General features: G+C 71.7%; 17 protein-coding genes. 7 read left to right on the top strand and 10 right to left on the bottom strand.

Annotation, left to right across the window (positions count from 1 at the left end):
* Nucleotides 1-65 precede the first annotated feature (65 nt).
* Nucleotides 66-656 carry an SACE_7040 family transcriptional regulator gene (locus DDW44_RS08960; RefSeq protein ID WP_017949768.1) on the top strand — a complete coding sequence of 197 codons (591 nt, stop codon included), beginning with the start codon at nt 66-68 and terminating at the stop codon, nt 654-656.
* 106 nt (nt 657-762) lie between these two features.
* The gene (locus DDW44_RS08955) at nt 763-1542 is read left to right on the top strand and encodes a phosphatase (protein ID WP_018890117.1); all 780 of its coding nucleotides are present in this window, start codon (nt 763-765) and stop codon (nt 1540-1542) included.
* Nucleotides 1543-1642: 100 nt separating this feature from the next.
* On the opposite strand, the gene DDW44_RS08950 is transcribed toward DDW44_RS08955, so the two are convergent.
* Nucleotides 1643-2632 carry a cation diffusion facilitator family transporter gene (locus tag DDW44_RS08950; RefSeq protein ID WP_244224195.1) on the bottom strand — a complete coding sequence of 330 codons (990 nt, stop codon included), beginning with the start codon at nt 2630-2632 and terminating at the stop codon, nt 1643-1645.
* Between the two features lie 559 nt (nt 2633-3191).
* On the opposite strand from DDW44_RS08950, the gene DDW44_RS08945 reads away from it, so the two are divergent.
* Nucleotides 3192-3914 (top strand): alpha/beta fold hydrolase, encoded by a 723-nt coding sequence (locus DDW44_RS08945; protein WP_108906095.1) that lies wholly within the window; start codon nt 3192-3194, stop codon nt 3912-3914.
* A gap of 174 nt (nt 3915-4088) precedes the next feature.
* On the opposite strand, the gene tesB is transcribed toward DDW44_RS08945, so the two are convergent.
* The 4 genes from tesB to DDW44_RS08925 all read right to left on the bottom strand — a co-directional run bounded on the left by tesB (nt 4089) and on the right by DDW44_RS08925 (nt 8686).
* Nucleotides 4089-4964 carry an acyl-CoA thioesterase II gene (tesB, locus tag DDW44_RS08940; protein ID WP_017949764.1) on the bottom strand — a complete coding sequence of 292 codons (876 nt, stop codon included), beginning with the start codon at nt 4962-4964 and terminating at the stop codon, nt 4089-4091.
* Between the two features lie 4 nt (nt 4965-4968).
* A complete protein-coding gene (locus tag DDW44_RS08935) occupies nt 4969-6126 on the bottom strand; it encodes an acyl-CoA dehydrogenase family protein (RefSeq protein ID WP_017949763.1) in 1158 nt (385 codons plus the stop codon).
* Nucleotides 6127-6520: 394 nt separating this feature from the next.
* Complete coding sequence (locus DDW44_RS08930) at nt 6521-8032, bottom strand: FG-GAP-like repeat-containing protein (protein WP_108906094.1); 1512 nt, start codon at nt 8030-8032, stop codon at nt 6521-6523.
* A gap of 150 nt (nt 8033-8182) precedes the next feature.
* Nucleotides 8183-8686, bottom strand: coding sequence for a hypothetical protein (locus DDW44_RS08925; RefSeq protein ID WP_108906093.1), 504 nt, complete (start codon nt 8684-8686; stop codon nt 8183-8185).
* A gap of 308 nt (nt 8687-8994) precedes the next feature.
* On the opposite strand from DDW44_RS08925, the gene DDW44_RS08920 reads away from it, so the two are divergent.
* Both DDW44_RS08920 and DDW44_RS08915 read left to right on the top strand, forming a co-directional pair.
* Nucleotides 8995-12912, top strand: coding sequence for a polymorphic toxin-type HINT domain-containing protein (locus tag DDW44_RS08920; RefSeq protein WP_244223988.1), 3918 nt, complete (start codon nt 8995-8997; stop codon nt 12910-12912).
* Between the two features lie 85 nt (nt 12913-12997).
* Nucleotides 12998-13258, top strand: coding sequence for an Imm32 family immunity protein (locus DDW44_RS08915; RefSeq protein ID WP_018890112.1), 261 nt, complete (start codon nt 12998-13000; stop codon nt 13256-13258).
* A 641-nt stretch (nt 13259-13899) separates the two neighbouring features.
* Here the strand turns inward: DDW44_RS08915 and DDW44_RS08910 are convergent.
* Entirely contained in the window at nt 13900-14109 is a 210-nt protein-coding gene (locus DDW44_RS08910; RefSeq protein ID WP_108906091.1) for a DUF397 domain-containing protein, read from the bottom strand.
* Nucleotides 14102-14896 carry a helix-turn-helix domain-containing protein gene (locus tag DDW44_RS08905; protein WP_108906090.1) on the bottom strand — a complete coding sequence of 265 codons (795 nt, stop codon included), beginning with the start codon at nt 14894-14896 and terminating at the stop codon, nt 14102-14104. The genes DDW44_RS08910 and DDW44_RS08905 overlap by 8 nt, the downstream gene beginning before the upstream one ends.
* Nucleotides 14897-15097: 201 nt before the next feature.
* Between DDW44_RS08905 and DDW44_RS33170 the strand changes: the two genes are divergently transcribed.
* Both DDW44_RS33170 and DDW44_RS08895 read left to right on the top strand, forming a co-directional pair.
* Nucleotides 15098-15418: a hypothetical protein gene (locus tag DDW44_RS33170; protein WP_108906089.1), complete on the top strand. Its 321-nt coding sequence runs from the start codon at nt 15098-15100 to the stop codon at nt 15416-15418.
* Nucleotides 15415-15726: a hypothetical protein gene (locus DDW44_RS08895; protein ID WP_018890108.1), complete on the top strand. Its 312-nt coding sequence runs from the start codon at nt 15415-15417 to the stop codon at nt 15724-15726. The genes DDW44_RS33170 and DDW44_RS08895 overlap by 4 nt, the downstream gene beginning before the upstream one ends.
* A gap of 50 nt (nt 15727-15776) precedes the next feature.
* Here the strand turns inward: DDW44_RS08895 and DDW44_RS08890 are convergent, their stop codons facing one another.
* From DDW44_RS08890 to DDW44_RS08880, 3 genes are all read right to left on the bottom strand, one after another.
* Complete coding sequence (locus tag DDW44_RS08890; RefSeq protein WP_108906088.1) at nt 15777-16661, bottom strand: hypothetical protein; 885 nt, start codon at nt 16659-16661, stop codon at nt 15777-15779.
* A 485-nt stretch (nt 16662-17146) separates the two neighbouring features.
* On the bottom strand, nt 17147-17356 hold the full coding sequence (locus DDW44_RS08885; protein ID WP_017944802.1) for a DUF5988 family protein: 210 nt from the start codon (nt 17354-17356) through the stop codon (nt 17147-17149).
* Between the two features lie 171 nt (nt 17357-17527).
* The gene (locus DDW44_RS08880; protein ID WP_108906087.1) at nt 17528-24244 is read right to left on the bottom strand and encodes a type I polyketide synthase; all 6717 of its coding nucleotides are present in this window, start codon (nt 24242-24244) and stop codon (nt 17528-17530) included.
* Nucleotides 24245-24322 lie beyond the last annotated feature (78 nt).

Below are 24322 nucleotides of genomic sequence, written 5' to 3'. Positions count from 1 at the left end.
TAATGAGCGTTAACCCATCCCCTTCAGGTTAACGATCGCTAACCGCGTTGTCTAGAATTGGCGGCATGAGCACCAGGACCGACGCTCCGACCCGTCGCGAGCAGATCCTCAGGGAGGCCGCGCGCCTCTTCGCCGAGCGCGGCTTCCACGGCGTCGGCGTCGACGAGATAGGCGCCGCCGTCGGTATCAGCGGCCCCGGGCTGTACCGCCACTTCCCCGGCAAGGACGCGATGCTCGCCGAACTGCTGGTCGGCATCTCCGGCCGGCTGCTGGACGGCGGCAGGCGGCGGGTCGCCGAGGCGGACGGCGTCCCCGAGCAGGTGCTCGCCTCGCTCATCGACGGGCACATCGACTTCGCCCTCGACGACCGCCCGCTGATCACCCTCCACGACCGGGAGCTGGACCGGCTGCGGGACAGCGACCGCAAGCTGGTGCGCCAGCTCCAGCGGCAGTACGTCGAACTGTGGGTGGACGTCGTCCGCAAGCTGTACCCGGAGACCGGCGAAGGCCAGGTCCGGGCGGCCGTCCACGCCGTCTTCGGCCTGCTCAACTCCACCCCGCACCTCGGCTCGTACGGCAACGGGCTGCCGGGCCGCGCGGCCATGGAGGACCTGCTGCGCAGGCTCGCCCACGGGGCGTTCGCCTCGCTGTCGTAGCGCCGGGCCGGGCCCCCGCGAGACCGAGCCGGGCCCCGGCGGCCCGGGGGTGTCCGGCCCTCGGGACGCCGGGCACGCTCCGCACACCTGGCGGCACAATGGGCGCATGCCGATACCGAACCGCGCCGCCCTCGTCGACCATCTGGTCCGCACCCGTATCGCCGGAGACGTCGCCACCCCCCGCGACAACAACCTCTCCCACTACCGCAGGCTCGCCAACGGGGACCGTCACTACTGGCTGGGCCTGGAGCTCGGCGACCGCTGGAGCGACGAGCAGGACGTCCTGGCCGTGATGGCCGAGCGCTGCGGCGTCAACGACGACCCGCAGTACCGGCACGGACAGGACACCATCGACCCGGAGCTGACCGTGGACGCCCTGGACCGGATGGCGGCCCGGCTGAAGCAGGCCGCCGCCGGGCGGGAGTCCGTCCTCTTCGCCACCGGTCACCCCGGCGGGCTGCTCGACGTCCACCGGCAGATCGCGGACGCGCTCAGATCCACCGGCTGCGAGATCGTCCGGATCCCCTCCGGGCTCACCGCGGACGAGGGCATGGTCTTCCAGTTCGCCGACGTGGCCGTGCTGGAGCGCGGCGCCACCCTGTGGCACACCCACTCCCCCGAGCCGATGGCCGCGATCCTGGACGGGCTGGAGCGGGACGGCCGCACCCGGCCGGACCTGGTCGTCGCCGACCACGGCTGGGCGGGCTGTGCGGGACAGCGGGGCGTCGACGCCGTCGGCTTCGCCGACAGCAACGACCCGGCTCTGTTCATCGGCGAGGCGGAGGGCACGGTCCAGGTGACGGTCCCGCTGGACGACCATGTCACCGACCCTCGCTTCTACGACCCGATGACCGCGTACCTCCTGGACGCGGCCGGTCTCCTCTGAGCCCGGGCGGGTCGGCGTCGGAGTCCCGGCGGGTGCTCATCGAGTCCCCGTGGGGCCGGCGTCGGGTCCCGGCGGGTCCTCATCGAGTCCCGGCGAGTGCTCATCGAGTCCCGGCGGGTCCTCGACGAGTCCCCGTGGGGCCGGCGTCCGGGGCGGGCCGGGTCCGGTGCACCGCCGGCGTCGGGTCCAGGTACACCCGCCGGATCGCCGGGAAGCGCTGGCGCAGCTGCTCCTCGGCGTCGTCGCAGGCCCACTCCACCTGCTCGGCAGAGGCGACGTCCCGGAAGTTCACCTTCGCCGCGATCAGGATTCCGGCCGGTCCCTGGACGAGCGTGGTCAGCTCCAGCACCTCCACGATGTGCGGGACCGTGAGCAGTTCCTCGTGCACGGCCCGCCGCATCCGCGGCGGCAGCGGCCTGCCGACGAGCAGCCGGGCGTTGTGCCGGCCCAGCACCCAGGCCACGTACCCCAGGAGCAGGCCGATGAGGATCGAGGCGATCCCGTCCCACACCGGCGAGCCGGTGAGCTGGGCACCGGCCAGGCCGCCCGCCGCGAGCAGCAGTCCGCTGACGGCGGCCGCGTCCTCCACGGCCACGGCCCGGACCGGGGTGTCCGGGGTGTAGCGCAGATAGCGGCGCGCGGGCGGGCCGAAGCGGGCGCCCTCGCCGCGGAGCTGCCGCACCCCGGTCCACAGCGAGCAGCCCTCCAGCAGGGCCGCCACGGTGAGGACGATGTACGAGGGCAGCGGGTCGCCGAGGTCCCCGCCCCGCACGAGGGTGCGGACGCCGTCGTGGACGGCGAAGACCGCGGCGCCCGCGAAGACGGCGACGGACGCGAGCATCGCCCACACGTACCGCTCGGGGCCGCGGCCCAGCGGGTGCTCCTCGTCGGCGGGCCCGGCGCTCCGCCGCAGGGCGGTCAGCAGCAGTACGTCGGTCACCGCGCCGGCGACCGAATGGGCGGCCTCGGAGAGCATCGCGCTCGATCCGCTGACCACGCCGGCGACGGCCTTGGCCGCCGCGAGACCGAGGCCGGCGAGCGCCGCGGCGACCACGGTGAGGGCGCTCCGCGGCGCCTTGACCGGCTCCATCCGCTCCGGGGCGGGTACGGGGGCGTCGGCAGGACCGCCGGGCACGCGCGGTGTACCGGACGGGCCTCCGGTGATCTCGTCGCTCGCCATGAGGGGAGCGTATGTCCGTTATGGCCCTCATGCTCGGGCGCGTCGCCCCGGGGCGAGCTCTGCGTACGGCCCGGCCTCCGGGGCCTTGCAGGGGAGCTCTGCGTACGGGGGCGGGCATCCGGGTGGGTGGTGCCGGGGCGCAGCCCCTGGGGGGTGGTGCGGTGGCCCCCTGCATCCGGGCGGGCCTCCGGGGTCCTCCGAGGTGGTGCGGTGGACCCGGTCCGCGATCGCGGCCCCCGCCGGCCGGTGCCAGACTGACTGCGGACCCTTCCGGGTACGGGCAAGCCTCCGCGATCGCCGGGGGAGGCCCCTTGGGCAACCCTCAAGCGGTCCGGCGGTCCGGCGGTCCGGCGGTCCGGCGGTCCTGGGGAACCCTCAGGCCGCCGCCCTTGGGCGGCAACGGCAGGCTCCTCCCGGTGCGCTCCGCAGCCGCGGGCGCGCACCCCGACGACCGGCGGGCGGTGCGACGTTGGCCGACTATCTCCTGGTGCACGGGGCCATGCACGGCGGATGGTGCTGGCGGACGGTGCGCGACCTGCTGACGGCCCGCGGGCACCGGGTGCTCGCACCGAGCCTCACCGGCCAGGGCGAGCACCGTCACCGCCTCTCCCCGGAGGTCGGCGTCGCCACCCATGTCGAGGACCTGGCGGCCCTGCTCTGGTACGAGGACCTCACGGACGTCCGCCTGGTGCTCCACAGCTACGCCGGAATCCTGGCCGGACCGGTCGCCGAGCGCTCCGGCGAGCGCCTGACGTCCGTCGTCTTCCTCGGAGCGTTCCTCGTCCGGCCGGGGCAGTGCCTTCTGGACGTCGAACCGCCCGAGGTGGCCCGGCGCTACCGCGCGCAGGTGGCGGCGGCGGGGGAGGGACGGTACCTGCCCGCCGACGCCTCCTTCCTCGCGCAGTGGGGGGTACGGGATCCGGAGCTGCGGGCCTGGGCCGGGCCCCGCCTCACGGACTTCCCCTTCCGCTGCCAGACGGACCCCGTGCATTTCGACCCCGGCCCGCTCGACGCACTGCACAAGGTGTGGGTACGGCACACGGAACCGTTTATGCCGAACCTGCGGCCGTCCCTCGACCTGGCCCGCTCCCGCGGCTGGGAGATCCGGACCATCCCGTGCGGGCACGACATGATGCTCGAAGCGCCCGAGGCGACGGCCCGTCTGCTCGAGGACGTCGCGGCCGGGTACTGAACGGGTCTGAGGGCCGGGTACTCGACGGGTCCGCGACCCAGAGGGGTCAGCGGGTCCGTGGCCAGGGCTCAACGGGTCCGCGGCCGGGGGCCGAAGGGGCCCGTGGCCGGGCGCTGAACGGGTCCGCGCGCGGGCGGTGGGCTCAGGCGCGGTCGCCCGCGGCCCCCGGCCCGGTCAGTCGCGCGGGACGCGGACGACGCCCTCCTGGATCACCGAGATCGCCAGCCGCCCGTCCTGGGTGTAGATGCGCGCCTGGCCGAGGCCGCGGCCGCCGTGCGCGCTCGGCGACTCCTGGTCGTACAGCAGCCACTCGTCGGCGCGGAACGGGCGGTGGAACCACATCGCGTGGTCCAGCGAGGCCCCGACGACGTCGCCGACCGCCCAGCCGCCGCGACCGTGGGCCAGCAGCACCGAGTCGAGCAGCGTCATGTCGGAGACGTAGGTGGCGAGGCAGACGTGCAGCAGCGGATCGTCCGCGAGCTTGCCGTTGGTACGGAACCACACCTGCGAGTGCGGCTCCCGGCGCTCGCCGATGCTGGCGTACGGGGGCCTGCCCACGTACCGGATGTCGACCGCGGCGCGGGCCTCGAGCATGCGCCGCACGATCTCCGGGTGCAGGGTGTTCCCGGCGTATTCGGGAAGCCGCTCGGCCGCGGTCGGCAGGGTCTCCGGATCCGGCGCCTCGGGCATCGACGCCTGGTGGTCCAGCCCTTCCTCGTGGACCTGGAAGGAGGCCGAGAGGTGGAAGATCGGCTGGCCGTGCTGGACGGCGACGACCCGCCGGGTGGCGAAGGACCGGCCGTCGCGGATGCGGTCGACCGTGTAGACGATCGGGGCGCCCGGGTCGCCCATGCGCAGGAAGTACGCGTGCAGGGAGTGCGCCGTGCGGTCGTCGGGCACGGTACGGCCCGCGGCCACCAGCGCCTGGGCCGCGACCTGCCCGCCGAAGACGCGGGGCACGATCGTGGGGCGCGAGTGGCCGCGGAAGATGTCCTGCTCGATCCGCTCCAGGTCGAGCAGGTCGAGCAGGTCGTCGAGAGCCTCGCTCACAGGGTCAGAGGCCCATCGACTTGGCGATGATCGACTTCATGACCTCGCTGGTGCCGCCGTAGATGCGGTTGACGCGGTTGTCGGCGTAGAGGCGGGCGATCGGGTACTCGTTCATGTAGCCGTAGCCGCCGTGCAGCTGGAGGCACCGGTCGATGACGCGGTGGGCGACCTCGGTGCAGAACAGCTTGGCGGAGGCGGCCTCCGCCGGGGTCAGCTCGCCCGCGTCCAGCGCCTCCAGGGCGCGGTCGGCGACGGCCTCGGCGGCGTCCACCTCGGCCTGGCAGGCGGCCAGTTCGAACTTGGTGTTCTGGAAGGACGCGACCGTCTTGCCGAAGACCGTGCGGTCCTGGGTGTACTCCTTGGCGAACCGGATCGCGGCCTTGGCCTGCGCGTAGGCCCCGAAGGCGATGCCCCAGCGCTCGGACGGCAGGTTCTGGCCGAGGTAGTAGAAGCCCTTGTTCTCCTCGCCCAGCAGGTCCTCGACCGGCACCTTGACGTCGACGAACGCCAGCTCGGCGGTGTCGGAGGTGCGCAGGCCGAGCTTGTCCAGCTTGCGGCCGATGGAGTAGCCCTCGGACGCGGTGTCCACCGCGAAGAGGGAGATGCCGAAGCGGCGGTCGTCCTCGCGCGGGGCGGAGGTGCGGGCGCACACGATCACGCGGTCGGCGTGGACGCCGCCGGTGATGAACGTCTTGGCGCCGTTGAGGACGTAGTGCGTGCCGTCCTCCGACAGCTTGGCCGTGGTCTTCATGCCCGCGACGTCGGAGCCGGTGCCCGGCTCGGTCATCGCCAGCGCCCACATCTCCTCGCCGGTGACGAACTTCGTCAGGTACCGCTTCTTCTGCTCGTCGGTGGCGAGCATCTTGATGTACGGCAGGGCCAGCAGCACATGCACGCCGGAGCCGCCGAAGTTGACGCCCGCCCGCGCGGTCTCCTCGTAGAGGACGGCCTCGAACTTGTGGGTGTCCAGGCCCGCGCCGCCGAACTCCTCGGGCACGTTGATGCCGAATATGCCGAGCTCGCCGAGCTGGTAGTAGAAGTCGCGCGGCGCCTGGCCGGCGGCGAACCACTCGTCGTACACGGGGACGACCTCGGCCTCGATGAAGGCGCGGACGGTCTCCCGGAACGCTTCGTGGTCCTCGTTGAATACGGTCCGGCGCACGGACGCCTCCTCGGCACGGGTCGTGTGACTGGCTGGGCACAGACGGGTACACAGCGCTGTCTAAGCGCTTGCTCAGAATAAGTTACCCGGCGGTTGTTGAAACTGTCCAGAGTGATGCGGGGCACGTGCGGGTGCGGCGGACGGACGGCAGCCGGACGCCGCCGGACGGTGCGGCCGAGCGTGACGGGCGGACGTGACGACAGCAACGTGACGACGGCCCTGTCACATGGCGCGGCCGGTGCGCCTGCCCGCGGGCTGCCCCCTTTCGCAGTTCGAGGGGGAGAGGGCGGCGAGCCGCGTACGACGACGGCGGCCCGTTCCACCGCACGGCGGTGGAACGGGCCGTTTTCGCAGTGCACGGCCTGCCGGCAGGGTTCCGCCGGTCAGGCGGGGGTCACACGGCTGGGGTGGGTGTGACGATGGGGGTGCCGAATCCGCGGTTGCCCTTGCCGGGGTAGGCGTAGATGCTGCCGTTGGTGTGGATGGCGATCAGGTCGCTCTTCTGGTCGCCGTTGAAGTCGGCTTCGGAGAGCAGTCGCATGTTCTGCCAGCCGCCGCCGGTCTTGCCGGCGGTGTTGAAGGTGCCGTTGCCCTTGCCGGAGTAGAGGTAGAGGTCTCCGCTGTTGTGGACGGCGTAGATGTCGGCCTTGCCGTCACCGGTGAAGTCTCCGGCGGAGAGCATGCGCATGCCGGTCCAGCCGGTGCTGGACACGCTCCCCGAGGCGAAGTTCTTGCCGTTGCTCGGGTAGAAGAAGAGGTTGCCGTTGGTGTGGGCGGCGATCAGGTCGCCCTTCTTGTCGCCGTTGAAGTCCGCGGCGGCGATCAGGCGTATGCCGCCCCAGCCGCTTCCGATGACGGAGGAGCCGGTGACGCCGTTCTTGCCGTTGCCGGGGTAGAGGTAGAGGTTGCCGTTGGTGTGGGCGGCGAGGATGTCGGCCTTGCCGTCGCCGGTGAAGTCGGTTGCCGCGAGCAGGCGCATGCCGGTCCACTTGCCCGGGCTGACCTTCACGGGCTTGCCGAACGTGCCCTTGCCGTCGCCGGGCTGGGCGTAGAGGTGGTCGTCGGCCGCGTCGATCGTCAGCAGGTCGGCCTTGTTGTCGCCGTTGAAGTCGTCGGCGGTCATCAGCAGCGCCCATGACCGTCCCGCGGTGGTGGCGATCCAGTCGGCCAGGTGGTCGGTGCGTACGGCGATGGCGTCGGTGCGGGTCTCGCTCTCGCCCAGGCAGCCGCCCTGCCGTGAGCGGGTGGCGATGCCGACCAGTTCGGTGCCTCCCTCGGTCTGCCGCAGCAGCGGGGCACCGGTGTCGCCCTTGCACAGGGCGTCGTTCGCGGTGGCGCCGGTCAGGGTGAGTTCGGTGTCGGAGAGCGCGCCGACCTTCATGGACGCGGAGTGGGCGGTGCCGGGCACCCATTCGGTCTTGGTGCGGCCGAAGCCGACCGCCTGCAGGCTGTCGCCCTCGCCGGCCGGGGAGGCGGCCAGTTCGACGGGGGCGATGCCGGTGGCGGCGGGTGCCGTCAGGCGGGCCATGACCAGGTCGCCGGCGGGGGAGGGGACGAGTTCGGCGATGTCGGCGGCATGCCCGCCGGTTCCGGTCAGCGAGCTGCGGCCGATGGTCGCGGTGGTCTTGAGGGCCGGCTTGCCTGCGGGGACCTGGGTGGGGTTGGCCGGGTCGACGGCGAAGCAGGCGGCGGCGGTCAGCACCCACTGGCGATCGACCAGGGCGCCGGAGCAGGAACGGGCGGTGTCGCCTTCCCCGATGTGGAGGCGGGCCGCGGATGCCTGGGTGCCGGCGGGGGTGCCCGGACCGGTGGCGGCTGTGGCGGGGGCAGTGGTGAGGACGGCTGCGCCGGTGACGGTGGCGAGGGCCGCGGCGAGCACGGCGGAGCGGTTGCGTGTACGGGACAAGGTGACGGGTTTTCCTGTCTGGCGTGGCGAATGCAGAGGCATGACGGGGCGCCGGACGTGGTGTCAGGCACCGAGCAACGCGGCGCGGACGGCGTGCGGCACATCTGCCTGCCGGGCTGCGGAAGGGTCTTGTGAGCCGGCGGCCGGAGGTCAGCCGGTGACGCGGAGCTCGACCAGGACGGAGCGCTCGCCGTTGTCCCCGGCCTCCCCGATGGGCTGGTAGTCGTTGGCCGCCGCACGGACGACGGTCTCCTCGTTGCCGGCGGTGATGGTGGCCGTCACCGGGTACGCCTCGGTCCAGATGCCGAATGCGTCGGGCAGTTCGAGGGTGAGGTAGCCCTGCTTGGCGCTGACGTCGAAGCAGTAGCTCTTCTTGCCGGTACGCGACTTCACCGTGATGTCGGTGGTGCCCTCACAGGGCACCAGGGTGATGTGGCCGTCGCCGCGCTTCAGGACGATCTGCTGGTCCTGCTGGATCTGCGCGGCACCGGGGTGGGTGAAGTCCTCCACGGCGTAGGGCAGCTCCGTGGCGGAGGGTGTCCCGCCGTCCTGCGGAGCGGCGTTCGCCACGCCGAACATTGCGATACCGGCGACGGCTACGGTCGCGGCGGTGAGAGTGGTGAAGAGCGCCGCGCGGGCCCGCGAGATCGCCATGGTTCCCCCTGTTGGTCAGTGGAATGCGTGAAATCCCCCACGCAAGTTACCCAAGAGTAAATCAGATGTAGAGTGCTCCGTGCGCACACACGGACCCCTTCGGGAGGTGTGGGCATTCGGGGGGCTCGGGGGATTCTCAACTGTGGTGACGTGAAACGCCGTTCACCCTTTTGGCCACCGCTTCCACACGACAAGCACGCCCGGTTGACCCCCGGGGTGTGGGTCTGTCGTGCGCATGCTCGAAGTTGAAGGTCGAACGAGGGGTGCCGATGAAACGGCGAACAACCTCCGGAATGCCGAATTCCGGGATGTCATCTCGCATAGGGAGAGGAGTACGCAGGGGCGTCTGCGGCGTCGTCCTCCCCGTGGTGATGGGTGCGGGCTTGCTGGGGGCCACCCCGGCGTACGCGCAGGAGGAACGGCTTGAGGGCTCGTTCGGCCGGTACCTGGCTGTTCATTACTGGCAGACGGGCGGGGCGGGGATCCGGGAGGCGGCGGAGCGGGCGCTGCTTGGTTCGGACGACGACGTTCGGAAGTTCCTGGACGAGGCGCCCGCGATCGAGTACGACGACGACTATGTCGACGCGAGCCGGATCTACAACGTCGGCGGCGTGGCCGTACGCGAGGCCACGAAGAAGGCGCTGAAGGGCACCCCGGAGGAGTTGCAGGCGTTTCTGCGCAGTGGCTGGCAGAAGCCCTTGGAGGAGGACCGGGAGGTCGAGGCGTCCCGTGTCATCAACTTCGGCGGCGTCGGCGTAAGGGAAGCGGGCAAGGCCGCGCTGAAAGCCGGGCCCGAGGCGGTCAAGGAATTCCTCGAGTCCGGTCAGTACAAGGAGCGGGAGACCGACAACGAGGTCGAGGTCTCCAAACTGATCAACTTCGGTGGCCCGAACATGAAGGCCGCCGGAAAGGCGGCGCTGAAGGGCACGCCGGAGGACATCGCCGAGTTCCTGGCCGTCGGGCAGTTCGTCGCCCGCAACCGCGACCAGGAACACGCCACCATCGAGCAGCTCACCGAGCAGGCCGAGCAGGCAGGGCTGCAGGCGGAGGCCGCCACGAAGAAGTCCGAGGAGGCGTCCGCTCGCGCGATCGCCGCTTCGGAGCTGGCCAAGGAGGCCGCGGCGAAGGCCGCCCGGGAGACCGAGGCGGCGCGCAAGGACTCCGTCCGTGCGGCCTACAAGGCCAAGCAGGCCGCCGCATCAGCACGCGCCGCCGCCGCTGCCGCCCAGACGGCGATCGGCGCGGCCAACGCCGCAAACCGGGCCGCCCGGATCGCCGCGCTCGCCGCGGCGCAGACCGCGAACGCCGCCGCAGCAGCAGCGAACGCGGCCAACAACGCCTACAACTCGGCGATCGCCGCGGCCGGCAACGCGAGCCAGGCCGACACGGCCAAGAAGAATGCGATCGCCGCCCGCAAGGCCGCCGCGCTGGCCCGCACCGCGGCTGCCGCCGTCGATCAGGCGGCCAAGGCATCCGCCGCCGCCGGTGTCGCCGCGGCAGCCTCCCGCAGCGCGGGCGCGAACGCGAACGCCGCCGCCGACTCCGCCGAGGAAGCCAACCGGCATGCCGAGGCCGCCGGTGTCCACTCCGCAGAGGCCCGCAACGCCGCCGCCGAAGCGCGCCGCCACGCCAACGCCGCCAACCGGGCCGCCAACAACGCCACCGCGCTAGCCCAGCGCGCTGCCCAGCAGGCATATGCGGCCCGCGACGCGGCGAACTCCGCCGCCGGACACGCCGAGAAGGCCGCCGACGCCGCCGACCTCGCAGCGAAGTACGCAGGGCAGAGCGCGTCCGCCGCGGCGGACTCCCGCAAGTGGGCCGAGGCTGCGAAGACCGCCGCAGACACGGCCACCACCGCGGTCAGTACCGCCAAGCAGGTCCACCAGGTCGCCCTGGACGTCGAGACCGAGGAACTCGCCTCCCGCGGCGAAGCCGCTCTGGAGCGAGCCCGCACCGAGAAGGCTCAGAACGACCAACTGGTCTCCGCCACCCAGAGTGTCATCGACCAGGCACGCGCCCTGGACGGCAGGGCGGAGGTTCTCGCCGTCGAGGCGGCCACGCCGGACGCCGATGTCACGGCCACCGCGGCCAAGGGCCGCAAGCTCGCCCTGGACGCCCTCGAACTCCGCGGCCCCTGGCACCAGCAAGCCGCCGCCGACGCGCTGAGGGGTACGGACACAGATGTTCTGGAGTACCTGCGCAGCGGCTGGGGGAACGCCGCCGCCGAGGAGACGCGTGACAGGGTCCTCCAGCTGAGCATGGACAGTCCCTACCCGTCGGTGCGGGAGGGTGCCGCGGCAGCGCTCAAGGGCACCGCGGAGCAGATCGCCGACTTCTACGCCGACGGCCAGTACACCGTCGCCGAGACCGACCTCGCCGTCGCCGTGTCCAAGGTCAACAACTTCGGCGGGATCAGTGTCAAGGACGCGTCCAAGATCGCCCTGAAGGACGGCAGTGGCAAGGCCCTGGCCGCCTTCATGGAAGTCGGCCAGTACACCGCCCGCGTGACCGATGAAGAGGTCATCGCCTCCAAGCTCGTGAACGGCGGAGGCGAAGAGGTCAAGGCGGCGGCCAAGGCGGCCTTGGCAGGCCCCCCGGGCAAGCTCCACGAGTTCATAGCCGTCGGCCAGTACACCGCCGCCCGCAAGGACGACCTCACCGCCACCCACCGCGCCCAGATCGGACGCCTCCTCGCCGAAGGCGAGATCATCGCCGCCAACGCCCAGGCCAACCGCTGGCGCGCCGCCGAGGCCGCTGCCAAGGCCAACAAGGCCGCCACCGAGGCGGCCACCGCCGCCGGCGAAGCCAAGAAGTCCGTTGCTGCGGCCAATGGCTACGCCGCCGCGGCCAAGAAGTCCGCCGACGCCGCCGCGGTCAGCGCCGACCAGGCACGCAAGTCCGCCACCACCGCACGCAACGCCGCCGACGCCGCCAACCGCGACGCCGACGCCGCCGAAGCCTCCGCCGCACAAGCAGCCTTCTCCGCCGCATACGCCCGCCAATCCGCCAGAGAAGCCAGCACATCAGCAGAGAACGCCCGCTACTCCGCGATCGCAGCCGGCAAGAGCCAGGCGGAAGCTGCTGCTGCCGCGAGCCAGGCATGGACGGACGTCAAGCGCAAGCGTGAGGCGGAAATCGCCGAAGCCAAGCGCAAGGCCGAAGAAGCCCGGAAGGCCGAGGAAGCCCGGAAGAAGAAGGAACCCGGAGCCTGCGGATACACCATGGTCGCGGGCTACGCCCACCCCAACCCCTGCGAGGAAAGCGACGCCTTCGGCCTCGACGACCTCGTATGGGAACTCGTGGGCGGCGCCGACATCGAGAAGTGCGTCAAGAACCCCTCCTGGGGCGACTGCGCCATGGCAGTCGTCGCCGTCACCCCCGCCGGCAAGCTCAAGATCATCAAGAAGGGTGTTGACGCCGTCGAGGACGCCGCCACGGGAACCCGCCGGGGCAAGGAAGTGATCGCGTGCGTCCGTGAGGCTGCCGGGGACAGCTTCCCAGCCGGAACCCGAGTCCTCATGGGCGACGGCACCACCCGCCCGATCGAGCAGATCAAGGTCGGCGATCAGGTCGTTGCCACCGACCCCGGAACAGGGACGACCGGCCCGCGCCGCGTCGACGCGACGATCTACACCCCCGACGATCGCGACTTCACCAGCATCACCCTCGACCAGGCCAACGGTGGCGGCTCCCTCACGGCGACCGGCCACCACCCCTTCTGGGCCGAAAACGACCAGAAATGGAAGAACGCCGCCAACCTCACCCCCGAGGACACCCTCCGCACCCCCGATGGCGGCGCGGCACGGATCAACTCTGTCCGGCACTGGACCGGGCTCGCCCCCGCCTACAACCTCACCGTCAACGACCTCCACACGTACTATGTGCTGGCGGAGCAGACGCCCGTCCTCGTTCACAACTCAAATTGTCCGTGGACCTCGGTGCGTAAGTACGACGGCGATGGCCACCCGGTGGACGGAACCCGCATACCGACGAACGATGCGCTCGATTCGGCACAGAAGTGGCTTGGTTCTGGATACAAGGAGACCGTTCCGGGTAGCGGGCGGTACGTTTCGAGGGACGGTACACGTGTTGCAAGAATGGGTGAATCAGATATCACTGGGCAACATGGCGGCGGCCCGCACATGAATTTTGAGCGACTCGCCCCCAACCCGAAGAAGCCTGGAAAAATGATGGTAGTCGAGAATCGACACATCTATCTCGAGTAGCGCAACTCTATTGGCTTTACTGCCCGAGAGGGTTAATGTTCGCCTCGGGCGGCATAGCCACTAGTCAGTAAGTTAGGAGCAGTCGATGGAGCAAGTGATTGTCACCCCCGATTACCAGCCTGATGAAGGGCTGCGCTTCTCTTGGGATGAGGGGTTCGAGATCACGGTCTCTGTGACTCGATCGGAAGTGCTCATTAAGGCCAACCGTGCGGGGCTGACTTCATTGGCGCGACACCTTCTTACGCTTGCGCAGGACGGCGTGAGTAATGGGATGCATGTCCACCTTACCGCTGACCAAGAGATCGAATCCGAGATCGATCTCATCCTGGAACGGATGGCAGACTGAGTCTCTTCGACGCGCATCCTTTTCGGCTGATCGCGGTCCGTGTTCAAATCTCACATACGCACCGAAGTGGCTGCATTTGTGACCGGCATGGATGCCGCGACCGAATGGAGATTGAAGTCAGAGGCGCCGCCGGACTCGAAACGTTAAGAATCGGCACGGCGTTCAACCCGGATAAGTTCCCTGGAGGTGGGTAGGTGCGGGTTCCCGTTGAACCGCGCCCACTGAACGCCCAAGGAGCGGGCGGTAGCAGAGCGGATTCTGCAAGTGGACTTCCTTGGAGCGGTAGAGCTCCGTCATCAACTTGGCCGGGTTCAAGTGGTGGCCCAGTGGGGATCCAATTCTGCCAGTGTTGATCTGCGAGTCACGGATAGCGCGCCGCGTGCTCTCATCGCAACTGGGGTTGCGCCGGTAGCTTGCACGGTTATTGACGATGAGGGTGGGCTTGTTGGCGAAATCATCCTCTGGGCTGAATCGGGCATGCTGTCCGGGCTTGAATACGCCTGGTATGGTGATGCGCCGCCGACTTCACTCCCAGAGGTAGATCGAATGGTCACTTCCTAGAACCTGATCCGATCTGCTTCCGGCCATGAATGAGAGGCCCCGCCGGGATCCGGCGGGGCCTCTGGGGCGTTCGACAGCCTTCAGGCGTCCTTGAGGGTCGCGACGAAGCGCGACCAGATGGAGGCCTCGAACACGATTGCGGGGCCGTGCGGTTGCTTGGAGTCGCGGACGGGGACGCCGGCGGGGTGGCCGTCCAAGACCTCGACGCAGCTCCCGCCGTCCCCACTGCTGTGGGACGACTTGCGCCAGCCACTCGATGCAGCCGCGTTCGGGATGATGCGGTCAGTCATGTGGCCCGTAGTCCTTCGCTGTCGCTCTCAGGAGGGCGATCGATTCCTTGCGGGGCAGCGCGTCGCCCAGGGTGAGAGTGTAGATGCGCTGCAACGTCTCGACCAGGGCAGGGGAATCGTGCAACCTGCCCATGAGTACACCCTCGCCGTAGGCGACCGGAGGCTGGTCGTCGAACATCATCAGCGACAGCATTCCTTGGAGTAGTTGGTGGTAGCCGACTCCGAAGGGAAGGACGTGCAGGCGGATGCGCTCGCTCTCTGCCAAGCGGACGATGTAGTCCAGTTGATCCGCCATGATCCTGCTGTTCCCGACTCGCCGACGTAGTACCGCCTCGTCCAGGAGGACGCAGACCAGTGGAGTGACCGGGTGGGCGAGGACGTGCCCTCGCTCCAGGCGTGTGACAAGGAGCCTGTCACATTCCTCTTCACTCCGGGGGGTGGCACCCGGCGCCAGAACGGCACGTGCGTACCCCTCCGTCTGGAGGATGCCGGGTACGAGTGAGAGGGCGAACTCCTGGATAACCGTCGCCTGTTGCTCCAGTTGCCTGGCCGCCTCGAAGTAGTCCGCAACGGCCACGTCCCCCCGGGGCAGAAAGCTGCTCAGCACGTCGCCCGTGCCCAGCGCCCTGTCCAGCCGACGCGCGTCCTCCTTCGACGGCACCCGGCGGCCCGCCTCGATGTGGGCGATGTGTGAACGGGTCATGATCGCGGAGTCGGCCAGTTCCTGTTGGGTGAGGCCGGCGACTTCGCGTTGGGCCTTCAGCCATTCCCCGTAGGTGTTGCTCATCGTCGACTCCCCTGCGACAAACGCTCTGTCACACCGAACCCCCTGGTCAGGGTAGCCCGGCCGGTCCCAGGGTGTGAGGGAATCGCTACTGAGCGAAGTCCCCGGTTTGGGGCTCGCTCGGCGGAGCCGCACGCCGGGACCCGCGCGACCGACGCGAACGGTGCGAGGGGCGCGGCCCTCAATCAACAGGGAGTTGACGACGTGTTGCCCTCCATCGCCCGACTGCTCGCACCACTCCTGCGGCTCTGGTGGCCCCCGCCACCCGCGCGGCTCTGCCTGCCGCGCGCAGACGGCCCCCGCACTCCAGCGACCCACCCGCCGTGCCCGCCCCGGCCCACGTTCGCCCCCGCCCCGTACTACCGAGGCGAGGACAGCCCTCTCGTCCGTCCCTACCTCCTCGCCCATGAGCGCCGCCAGGCCGAGGCCCTCCGCGGGCGGGCCCGCCACCGGACCCTCTGGCTCGCGGTCCACGGCGTCGACATCGGCCCGCGGGTCGTCCACGGACGGGAGGCAGCGGCGTGAGCCGTCCCACCACGGAGTCGCTTCGCCTGCTCCCCTGGATCGGTGCCGAGGGTAAGCCCTGCTACCTGATCGGCGACGGTGACGGCTATGTCTCGCGCCTCGCCGACGACATCGAGAGCGTGCAGCTCGGCATGGCCGTCGATCTCCTCGCCCACACCGACGACCTGCTGTCCGACCGCTCCGCCACCCCCGAGCAGCTTCGCTACGTCATCGCCCGCCTCGCGGAGTCCCTGCGCGATGTGCACCGTGTCGCGCGGAGCCGAGGGGCCCGGCTCGCCGTTCCCGTCCGTGCCGGCCACACCGAGTAGCCGGGGCCCGAGCGGCCGAAGTCCTCGCCCGCCGTCCGCCCGTAGGGCACTCAGGATCGTGTGGCGGTCCGGCAGCCGTCACCGGCGCCCGCACCGCCCTGGTCAATCGGTGCACTGCGGTCGTAGGGGTCGACTGCGGCACCGGCCGCGCTCGGGGGCTGCTCTGCCCCGAAGACCGGGGTGAAGTAGCCGGTGGGACTGCCGCAGCCGCCGTTGGTCATGTCGAGCTTGTACGACGAGAGTGAGAAGGTGCCGGGCTCCGTGATGACCTTGGCTGGATCGTCCCAGCTCATCGCTATCTCGCGGCGCACGATGGTGCGCACGATGTCGTCGCCGTCCCCCGCTGCACTCGTCACCGGATAGACGAAGGTGACATCGGCGGTCACCTGGAGCGCACCGCGTTCACCTGCCGCATAGCTGATCCGCCCGCGCGTCTTGACCACATCTCCGACCGGGCGTGCTTGCGAGGTGTTGAAGCGGCTGAAGAGCAGGAGGGGGTCATGGTCTTCGCCGGGTGTCCGAAAGGCGGTGCGCAGAAACGCCTGTACGTCCTCCTGGTGCGGGTTGATCAGACTCATCGCCTTGTCGGGGCGCTGACCGCGCAGCACTCCGGGATCCAGATTGGAGGCGACCAGGAAGGTTCGGGTCGCTTCCAGGGCGTGCTTCACCTGGGCCGTGCTCATCCATCCGGTGGCTTTGGCCTCGGGCACCGTGATGCCCGCGGCTCCGCTCGCCCAGAGCGCCGCCGGCGATCCCCTGAACGGTTCATCAGGGGTGGGCGGCAGGGCCGGGTCGGCGGGAGGCGCGTGTTCCGGGCGCCCCGTCTCGGCTGCCAGCGGCCGGGACTCCGCAGGGTCGCCGCTGAACAAGTCGACTATCTGCGCCGGGGCCAGGGCCACGGCCAGCAGCAGCACCGAGGTGAGCAGCCCCGCCATGTACCAGCCCTTCCTCCGCCTGGGTCGGGCGGGCGTATAGGTGCGCCAGCCCGGTGGAGGGGCGGACCCGTCTCGCCGGTCGTTCGCCACGCGCCGTGCGCGGGCCGATGGTTCCTTGGGCGCGTCGGCGACTCCCGCCACCGACTCGCGTAGGAACCGTTCCCACTCCTCGTCGGACATGGACGAACCTTTTCGCTCCCCACCCGCGCCCACACCGCGCTCCTTGTCTTCGCAGCCTGCCGTAGCGCCCCCCCTCGGGCCGTGTTCGCATGATCGCACAGGGCCATCGGGGGCAACGAGGGAACCCGGGGGCGGTCGAGACGGTGCCGGAAGGGCCAGGGGCGATACGGGGTCCGAGAACCACCCCGGCTGCAGCGGCCCACCCGCACCCGTCAGTTGGAGGCCGTCGGCATGGGCACGAGAGGCCGGCTCGTCGACCAGCCGGCGCACCGCACCGCCCCGCCCCGCCCCGTGCCGCGCTCGGGTCACTCCGCGATGTACGTGCGGTAGACCCAGCGGTAGACCGGCAGGCGTTCGCCGTGCAGGGTGCGGTGGCGGTCCGCGAACTCGAAGTGTTCGTAGGCGTTGTGACGCGGAATCTTGATTGGCTCCCGGCACCCGCCGGAGGGCAGGGGCCAGACCTGGGGCAGGTCGTCGGGACCGCCTTCGAGGAGCACGAGGTTCGAGGGGCTCATGGTGGGTCTCCGTCGGCCTTGCACGGGTGGGGCTCATGAGGGTGGGGGGCTCAGGAGCATGTGAGCTGAGGAGCGTGTGGGCTGAGGAGGGTGGGGCGCAGGAGGGGAGGGAGCGGTGCCGGGGCGCGGGTGCGAGCCCCGGCGGGCCGCGCCCGCCCCTCTCCCACGGGCTCAGGACTCCGCGTGCTCCTCTAGCGGGAGGCCCATGTGACCGGCCAGGCCCGCGGCGAGGGCCGCGAGCGTCGGGTGCTGGTAGACGAAGTCACCGGCGATCTTGATGCCGAGTCCCGCCTCGAGCCGGGTCCGCAGCTCCAGCGAGAGCAGCGAGTCGAAGCCGAGGGACTTGAGGGGCGTCTGGGGGTCGAGGACGGTGCCGTCGCCGAGCCGGAGCACCGCGCGGATATGGCCGGTGAGGTACTCCTCCAACTCGGCGCGGCGGGCGAGTCCCGGGGGGAGGGAGGCGAGTCTGCCGCGGATGTCCGGGGCGGCGGTGTCCGGCTCGGCCGGTGCGGCCCCGTCGTCGGTGAGCAGGCCGAACAGCGACGACTGCCGGACCGCCGGGAGGATCCAGGTCTCCGGCTCGCCGGGGATCACGCCGGTACGGGTGCGCCGGTGCACCAGCAGGGAGCCGAGCGCCTGGAGCCCGTGCTGCGTGGGGATGGTCCGGTAGCCGCGGTCGGCGAAGTCCACCGCGGCCCCGGTCTCACCCCAGGGGCCCCAGTTGACGGCGAGGGTGGGCAGGCCGCGTCCGGTGCGCCAGGCGGCGAACCCGTCGAGCCAGGCGTTGGCGGCGGCGTAGGCCCCCTGCCCCGGGTTGCCCAGCAGGGACGCCATCGACGAGTACACGACGAACCAGTCCGGGGTGTGACCGGCGGTGGCCTCGTGCAGTCGCCACGCCCCGACCGCCTTGGGGCGCCAGACCGCCGTCAGCTGGTCGTCGGAGATGTTGGTGACCACGGCGTCGTCGAGCACCATCGCGGCGTGCACCAGGCCCCGCAGCCGCAGGCCGTCCGCGGTGGCGGCGGCCACGAGCCGTTCCGCCGTACCGGGCTCGGCGATGTCGCCGAGGACGACGGTGACCCGTGTGCCCCCGGCCCGCAGCTCGTCCAGTGCCGCCGAGGTGGAACGCGGCCCGGCCGAGCGGCCGTTGACGACCACATGGCCGGCGCCCCGCGCCGCGAGCCAGCGGGCCGTCTCCAGTCCCACACCGCGCAGCCCGCCGGTGACGATGTAGGAGCCGTCGGAGTGGACCGGCGACGGCTCGCGGTCGGCTCGTGCACGGGTCTCGCCCCGCTCCGGGACGGTCAGGACGATCTTGCCGATATGGCCGGCGCCGGCCATCAGGCGGAACGCCTCCGTGGACCGCTCCAGGGGGTACGTCCGGTGGGGCAGGGGGGCGAGCCGCCCCGAGGCGATCTCGGCGAGCACCTCGCGCAGAACGGCGGCGAACACCTCGGGCCTCTCCCGCTGCAGCTGGATCAGGTCGACGGTGCTGAGGGTGATGTTGTCGCGGAACGGACCGAGCCCGACGGGGGCGTCGGCCAGGATGTCCCGTACGCCGAGCTCGACGAACCGGCCGAACGGGCGCAGGGCTTCGAGCCCGGCGCGGATACCCGGCCCGGACAGCGAGTTCAGGACGACGTCCACGCCTTCGCCGCCGGTCGCGGCTCGTGTCCGCGCGCCGAAGGCGGTCGACCGGGAGTCCATGACGTGCTCGATGCCCATGCCGCGGAGATGGGCGCGCTTCTCCGGCGAGCCCGCCGTGGCCAGGACCTCCGCGCCCGTCATCCGGGCGACGGCGACGGCCGCCAGTCCGGTTCCGCCGGTCGCGGAGTGGATGAGGACCCGTTCACCCGCGGTGAGCCCGGCGACGCGGCGCAGCGCGTACCAGGCGGTGGCGTACGCGGCCGGCAGCGCCGCCGCGGCGGTGGGGCCGAGTTCGGCCGGAAGCGGTGCGACGGAGTGCTCGGGGACCGTGAGGAAGGTGCCGAAGGCGCCACCGCGGAGATCGACGGCGAGGACGTCGTCGCCGGGGCGGGCGGTTCGCACACCCGGCCCCACGGCGGTGACCGTCCCCGCGCATTCGAAGCCGATGCGGTCCCTCGCCTCGTCGTCGTCGGCCAGCAGCCCCATCGCCGTCAGCACGTCGCGGAAGTTGAGCGCCGCGGCGGCGACCCGTACCTCCACCTCCCCGGCGCGTGGCGGCGTCCGGTCCGCGACGACCGGTTCGAGGCCGTCCAGGTCGCCGAAGCGGCCGATGCGCAGGCGGAAGCGGTCCGTGCCGTAGCGGACGGTCCGGGTGGTGGCCAGGGTGCGCTCGGTCTCGGTGAGCGGCGTGTACTCCAGCCGGGCGACGTGGCGGCGGCCGCCGCGCAGGGCGATCTCGTCCTCCGGACCGGCGTTGAGCAGTTCGTCGGCCGCGTCGTGCAGTGCGGTGTCCGCCGGGTCGGCGTCGAGGTGGGTCGCGCGCAGTTCCGGGTGCTCGTAGGCGAGTACCCGTACCGGCCCGCGAAGGGCGCTCTGCCCGGGGTCGCCCGTCTCCGTGGCGCGTACGGTCTGGGCTCCGCGGGTGACGACGAACAGCCGCGGAGGGCGGGGGAGGCCGGCGAGCACGGTCTGGACCGTGGCGAGGAGGCGGCGGGTGCGGAGCAGACCGCGCACTGCGGGCTCCGGGTCGTCGGCGGGGGGTGGGCAGAGCACCACCACCGCGTCGGGTTCCGCCGAACGTCCGGGCGGCGACTCGGTCCAGGCCGCGCGGAGCGCGTGCCGCAAGGTGCCGCGGACGCCGCCGCCGCTGCCGTCAGTCAAGCCAGTGCGGTCAGCCCTGTCACGGCCGTGACCGCCGTCGTGACCGCAGGCGCCGACGTCAGCGTCGTCAGCATCGTCAGCGAGCGGAGTGTCGACCACATGGGCCTGCGCCCCCGCCGTGCGGAGCCGGTCGGCCAGCTCCGCCGCGGAGCCGTCGCCTTCCCCGACGACGAGCCAGTTTCCCGGTGCGGGGGAGGCGGTGGCCGCCTGGTCTCGGGGAGCGGTGTGCCAGCGGGGCTCCAGGAACCAGTGGTCGACGCGTCCCGCCTCAGCGGTCCGCGACGGCCGGTGGTGTACGAGCCGCAGCCCCTCGACGGTCACGACGGGCCGGCCCGCCTGGTCGAGCAGGTGAAGATCTCCGGTGACACCGTTGTCGCCCTCCTGCGTGATCCGGCCGAGGCAGTACACCGCCGCGGCCGGGTCGCCGAGAACGCGCAGCGACTCGGCCCCCACGGGGAGGGCGAGGCCCGGATCGCCGTCCTGGAGCAGTCCGGCCACGAGGGTCTGGGCGCAGCAGTCGATCAGGACGGGGTGGACGCGCAGCCGGAGCGGCGGGCGCGTCGCGGCCGGGGGCAGGGTGATCCGGGCCCAGCTGCTCCTGCCGTCGGCCGAAGTCCGAAGGCTCGTGATGCCGGTGAACGCGGGCCCGTGCTCGATGCCCCGGGCCCGCATGCCCGTATAGAGGGTGCCCGGGTCGATCGCGGCGGGATGCCGCTCGGGCAGCTCGGCGAGCGGCGGGACCAGGGGCGGCGGTACGGGACCGGGGCGGTGGTGCAGTTCGGCGGTGGCCAGGAGGGTCCAGTTGCCGGCGTCATCGCGTGCGTGGATCGCGCAGTTCGCGCGGCCGGTTCCGGTGACCGTCGCGCTGGTGACCATCTCGGTGTGTGGGTCGAGCCGCATCAGTTCCAGGAAGCGGATGCCGGTGACCTGGACGTCCGTCGCGGGCGCGCCGAACATCTCGCAGGCCGCCGTGGCGGCGACGGCGCAGTAGCCGGCGCCGGGGAAGACGGGATTCCCGCGGACCTTGTGGTCGGTCAGCCAGGGGACGGCGTCGGTGCCCGCGTCCGCCTGCCAGAAGTGGTGGACTCCCTCTCCGGCGACTCCGGACGCTCCGGCGACTCCGGACGCTCCGGGGACTCCGGCGACTCCGGGGACCCCGGACACTCCGGGGACCTCGGAGTGGTGGCCGGGCAGTGCGGCCGTCCCCGGGGAGGCCACGGCGGCGGTCGCGGAAGTGTCCGGGGAGGCGTCGGCGGTGGTCGCGGAAGCGTCCGCGGTGGTGTCGGCGGTGGCGTCGGCGGACGTGCCCGCCGGGGCCGGGTCGGGCACCCAGTGCGGCTGCCGGTCGAAGGTGAGGACCGGGGCGTCGCAGAGGCCGCCTCCCGCGTACAGGACGGACCAGTCGACCTCGACCCCGGCGCAGTGCAGAGCGGCGAGCTGGGTGCGGAACGTGGCCGTCTCGTCCTCGTCCCGCCGGAGGGTCGGCAGGACGACGGGGTCGCGCAGGCTGCCCGGCAGGCTCTCGGCGACCGAGCGGGTGACGACGGGGTGGGGGGACACCTCGACGTAGACGCGGTGCCGGTCGGCGCCGGCCGCGGCGATGGCGGAGGCGAACCGCACCGGGCGGCGCAGGTTCGCGCACCAGTAGACGGCGTCGAACGCCGGTGCGCGGCGGTGGTCCTTGTGGACCGTCGAGTAGAAGGGCACGCGGGGCCGCTGCGGCGTCAGGCCGCGCAGGGACCTCCGCAGCTCGGGGAGCAGCGGATCCACCTGGGGGGAGTGCGAGGCCACGTCCACGGCGACGGCGTGGGCGGGAACGCCCCGCGCCTCCCAGCCGGCGACCAGCTGCGCGATCCCGTGCGGCGCCCCGGCGACGACCGTGGACCGGGGAGCTGCGAGGACGGCCACGCAGACCTCCCCGCCCACTCCCGTCTGGTGCAGTTCCCGCTCGACCGACCGATGGTCCAGGCTCACCGTCGCCATGGCGCCGGCCCCCGCGATCCGCGCCAGCAGCGAGGAACGGCGGCAGACGACCTTCACCCCGTCCGCGAGGGTGAGTGCTCCGGCCGCCACCGCGGCCGCCACCTCTCCCATGGAGTGCCCCACGACGGCGGCCGGTTCGACCCCGTACGCCCGCCAGAGGGCGGCGAGCGACGTCTGCATGGCGAAGAGCAGGGGCTGCACCTGCTCCGGGCCGGTGGCCGTCGCGCTCCCCGACACCATGCCGAGAACCGAGAAGCCCGCCTCGGCCGAGATCAGCGCGTCCACCTCCGTCAGGGCCGCGGCGAAGGCCGGTTCCCGCTCCAGCAGCCCGCGTCCCATCGCCGGCCACTGCGAGCCGTGTCCGGAGAACACCCACACCGGTCGCCGGGAGACCCGGGCCGGGACGGCTCCCGTCACCACATGGGGCTGGGCACGACCGGCCGCGAAGCTCCTCAGGGAGCGCACCAGGTCTTCGTGCGAGGAGGCCACCACGCCGAGACGGCCCCGTCCGGCGGACCGCCTCAGCGCGAGCGTGTGGGCGATGTCGCCCAGCGGTACGTCCCGCGCGTCCCGCTCGACCCAGTCGGCTAGCCGCTGCGCCGCCGAGGGGAGCACCCGGGGCGATCCGGCGGGCACGAGCAGGACCTCCGGAGCCGGTGGGCCGGGACGGCGCGGGGCACGGGGGCGTCGGGGACCGGTGGGCGGTGCCTGCTCGAGTACGACGTGGGCGTTGGTGCCGGAGTACCCGAAGGAGGAGACCGCGGCGAGCCGGGGGCCGCCGACGGGCCAGTCCGTCAGGGCCGTGGGGACGAAGAAGCGGGTGTCCCCGGCCGAGATCGCCGGATTCCACCTGGTGAAGTGCAGATTGGGCGGCACCACGCCGTGCCGGAGGCAGAGCACGGCCTTGATGAGGCCTGCGATGCCGGACGCCGGTTCCAGATGCCCCACGTTGGTCTTCACGGACCCGAGCGCGCACCTGCCGTGTCCCGTGCCGTAGACACGGGACAGACTGGAGAACTCGATCGGATCGCCCACCGACGTGCCCGTCCCATGGGTCTCGATCATTCCGAGGTCCTGGGGGTCGACGCCGGCGCATTCAAGGGTCCGGCGGAACAGGGCGGCCTGGGCGTCCGCCGAAGGCGCGGCCAGGCCGTCGGAGTTGCCGTCCTGGTTCACGGCCGAGCCGCGTATCACCGCCAGTATCCGGTCCCCGTCCCGCCGGGCGTCCGCCAGGCGCTTGAGGACGACGACGCCGCACCCCTCGCCGCGCACGAAACCGTCGGCGGCGGCGTCGAAGGTGTGGCAGCGGCCGGTCGCCGAGAGCATGCCCATCCGCGCGAAGGACCTCGTGGTGCGGGATCCGAGCAGCAGATTGACGCCTCCGGCGAGGGCGAGGCGGCACTCGCGCTCCGCCAGTGCCCGGCAGGCGAGGTGCAGCGCCACGAGCGAGGAGGAGCAGGCGGTGTCGAGGGCGATGCTGGGGCCGTGCAGCCCCAGGAGGTAGGAGATGCGACCTGCCGCGACACAGTGGCCGTTGGTCAGCAGGGAGCCCTCGACCTCCCCGGGCCGACCGGCCAGGCCCTCGTAGAAGTCGTTGTAGCTGATGCCCACATAGACCCCCGTGGCGCTCCCGGCGAGCTGCTCGGGGGGCAGCCCGGCGTGCTCCAGCGCTTCGCTGGACACCTCGAGTAAGAGGCGGTGCTGGGGGTCGAGCACATCGGCCTCGCGGCCGGACACGCCGAAGAAGCCGGCGTCGAAGCCGGCCACGTCGCGGAGATAGCCGGCCTGCCGGGCCGCCGGGCTTCCGGAGTCGCCTCCGGCCGGGGGGCTTTCCGGTCCCCGCTGCCGCGCGCGGGTGGCGGAGGGCGGTCCGACGGCGTCCCGTCCACCGGTCAGCAGCCGCCACAGGGCGGCCGGGGAGTCGGCGTCGCCGGGGAGCCGGCACCCCAGTCCGACGACCGCGATCCGCTCGTACCCCCCATGGTCTCCGTTGTCTCCATGGCGTCCCTTGCCTCCGCTGTCTCCGCTGTCTCCGCTGTCTCCGTTGACTCCTTCGTCTCCGTTGACTCCGTTGGCGGTGTACGTGTGCTTGGGCATGTGGGCCTCCTCGGTCCCGTCGGCGACGGGTTCGGATCGACGTGCGACGGGATGCCAGGTGGTGCGAGGTGAGTGCGA

This window comes from Streptomyces tirandamycinicus, assembly GCF_003097515.1.
Lineage (GTDB): Bacteria > Actinomycetota > Actinomycetes > Streptomycetales > Streptomycetaceae > Streptomyces > Streptomyces tirandamycinicus.
This window is presented reverse-complemented; position numbering and strand designations above follow the sequence as displayed.

Bases quoted from the DNA above. Each gene is read 5' to 3' on its own strand.
- DDW44_RS08960 (WP_017949768.1), top strand. From the start codon at position 66: ATGAGCACCAGGACCGACGCTCCGACCCGTCGCGAGCAGATCCTCAGG.
- DDW44_RS08955 (WP_018890117.1), top strand. From the start codon at position 763: ATGCCGATACCGAACCGCGCCGCCCTCGTCGACCATCTGGTCCGCACC.
- DDW44_RS08950 (WP_244224195.1), bottom strand. From the start codon at position 2,632: ATGGAGCCGGTCAAGGCGCCGCGGAGCGCCCTCACCGTGGTCGCCGCG.
- DDW44_RS08925 (WP_108906093.1), bottom strand. From the start codon at position 8,686: ATGGCGATCTCGCGGGCCCGCGCGGCGCTCTTCACCACTCTCACCGCC.
- DDW44_RS08920 (WP_244223988.1), top strand. From the start codon at position 8,995: ATGTCATCTCGCATAGGGAGAGGAGTACGCAGGGGCGTCTGCGGCGTC.
- DDW44_RS08915 (WP_018890112.1), top strand. From the start codon at position 12,998: ATGGAGCAAGTGATTGTCACCCCCGATTACCAGCCTGATGAAGGGCTG.
- DDW44_RS08910 (WP_108906091.1), bottom strand. From the start codon at position 14,109: ATGACTGACCGCATCATCCCGAACGCGGCTGCATCGAGTGGCTGGCGC.
- DDW44_RS08905 (WP_108906090.1), bottom strand. From the start codon at position 14,896: ATGAGCAACACCTACGGGGAATGGCTGAAGGCCCAACGCGAAGTCGCC.
- DDW44_RS08890 (WP_108906088.1), bottom strand. From the start codon at position 16,661: ATGGCGGGGCTGCTCACCTCGGTGCTGCTGCTGGCCGTGGCCCTGGCC.
- DDW44_RS08885 (WP_017944802.1), bottom strand. From the start codon at position 17,356: ATGAGCCCCTCGAACCTCGTGCTCCTCGAAGGCGGTCCCGACGACCTG.
- DDW44_RS08880 (WP_108906087.1), bottom strand. From the start codon at position 24,244: ATGCCCAAGCACACGTACACCGCCAACGGAGTCAACGGAGACGAAGGA.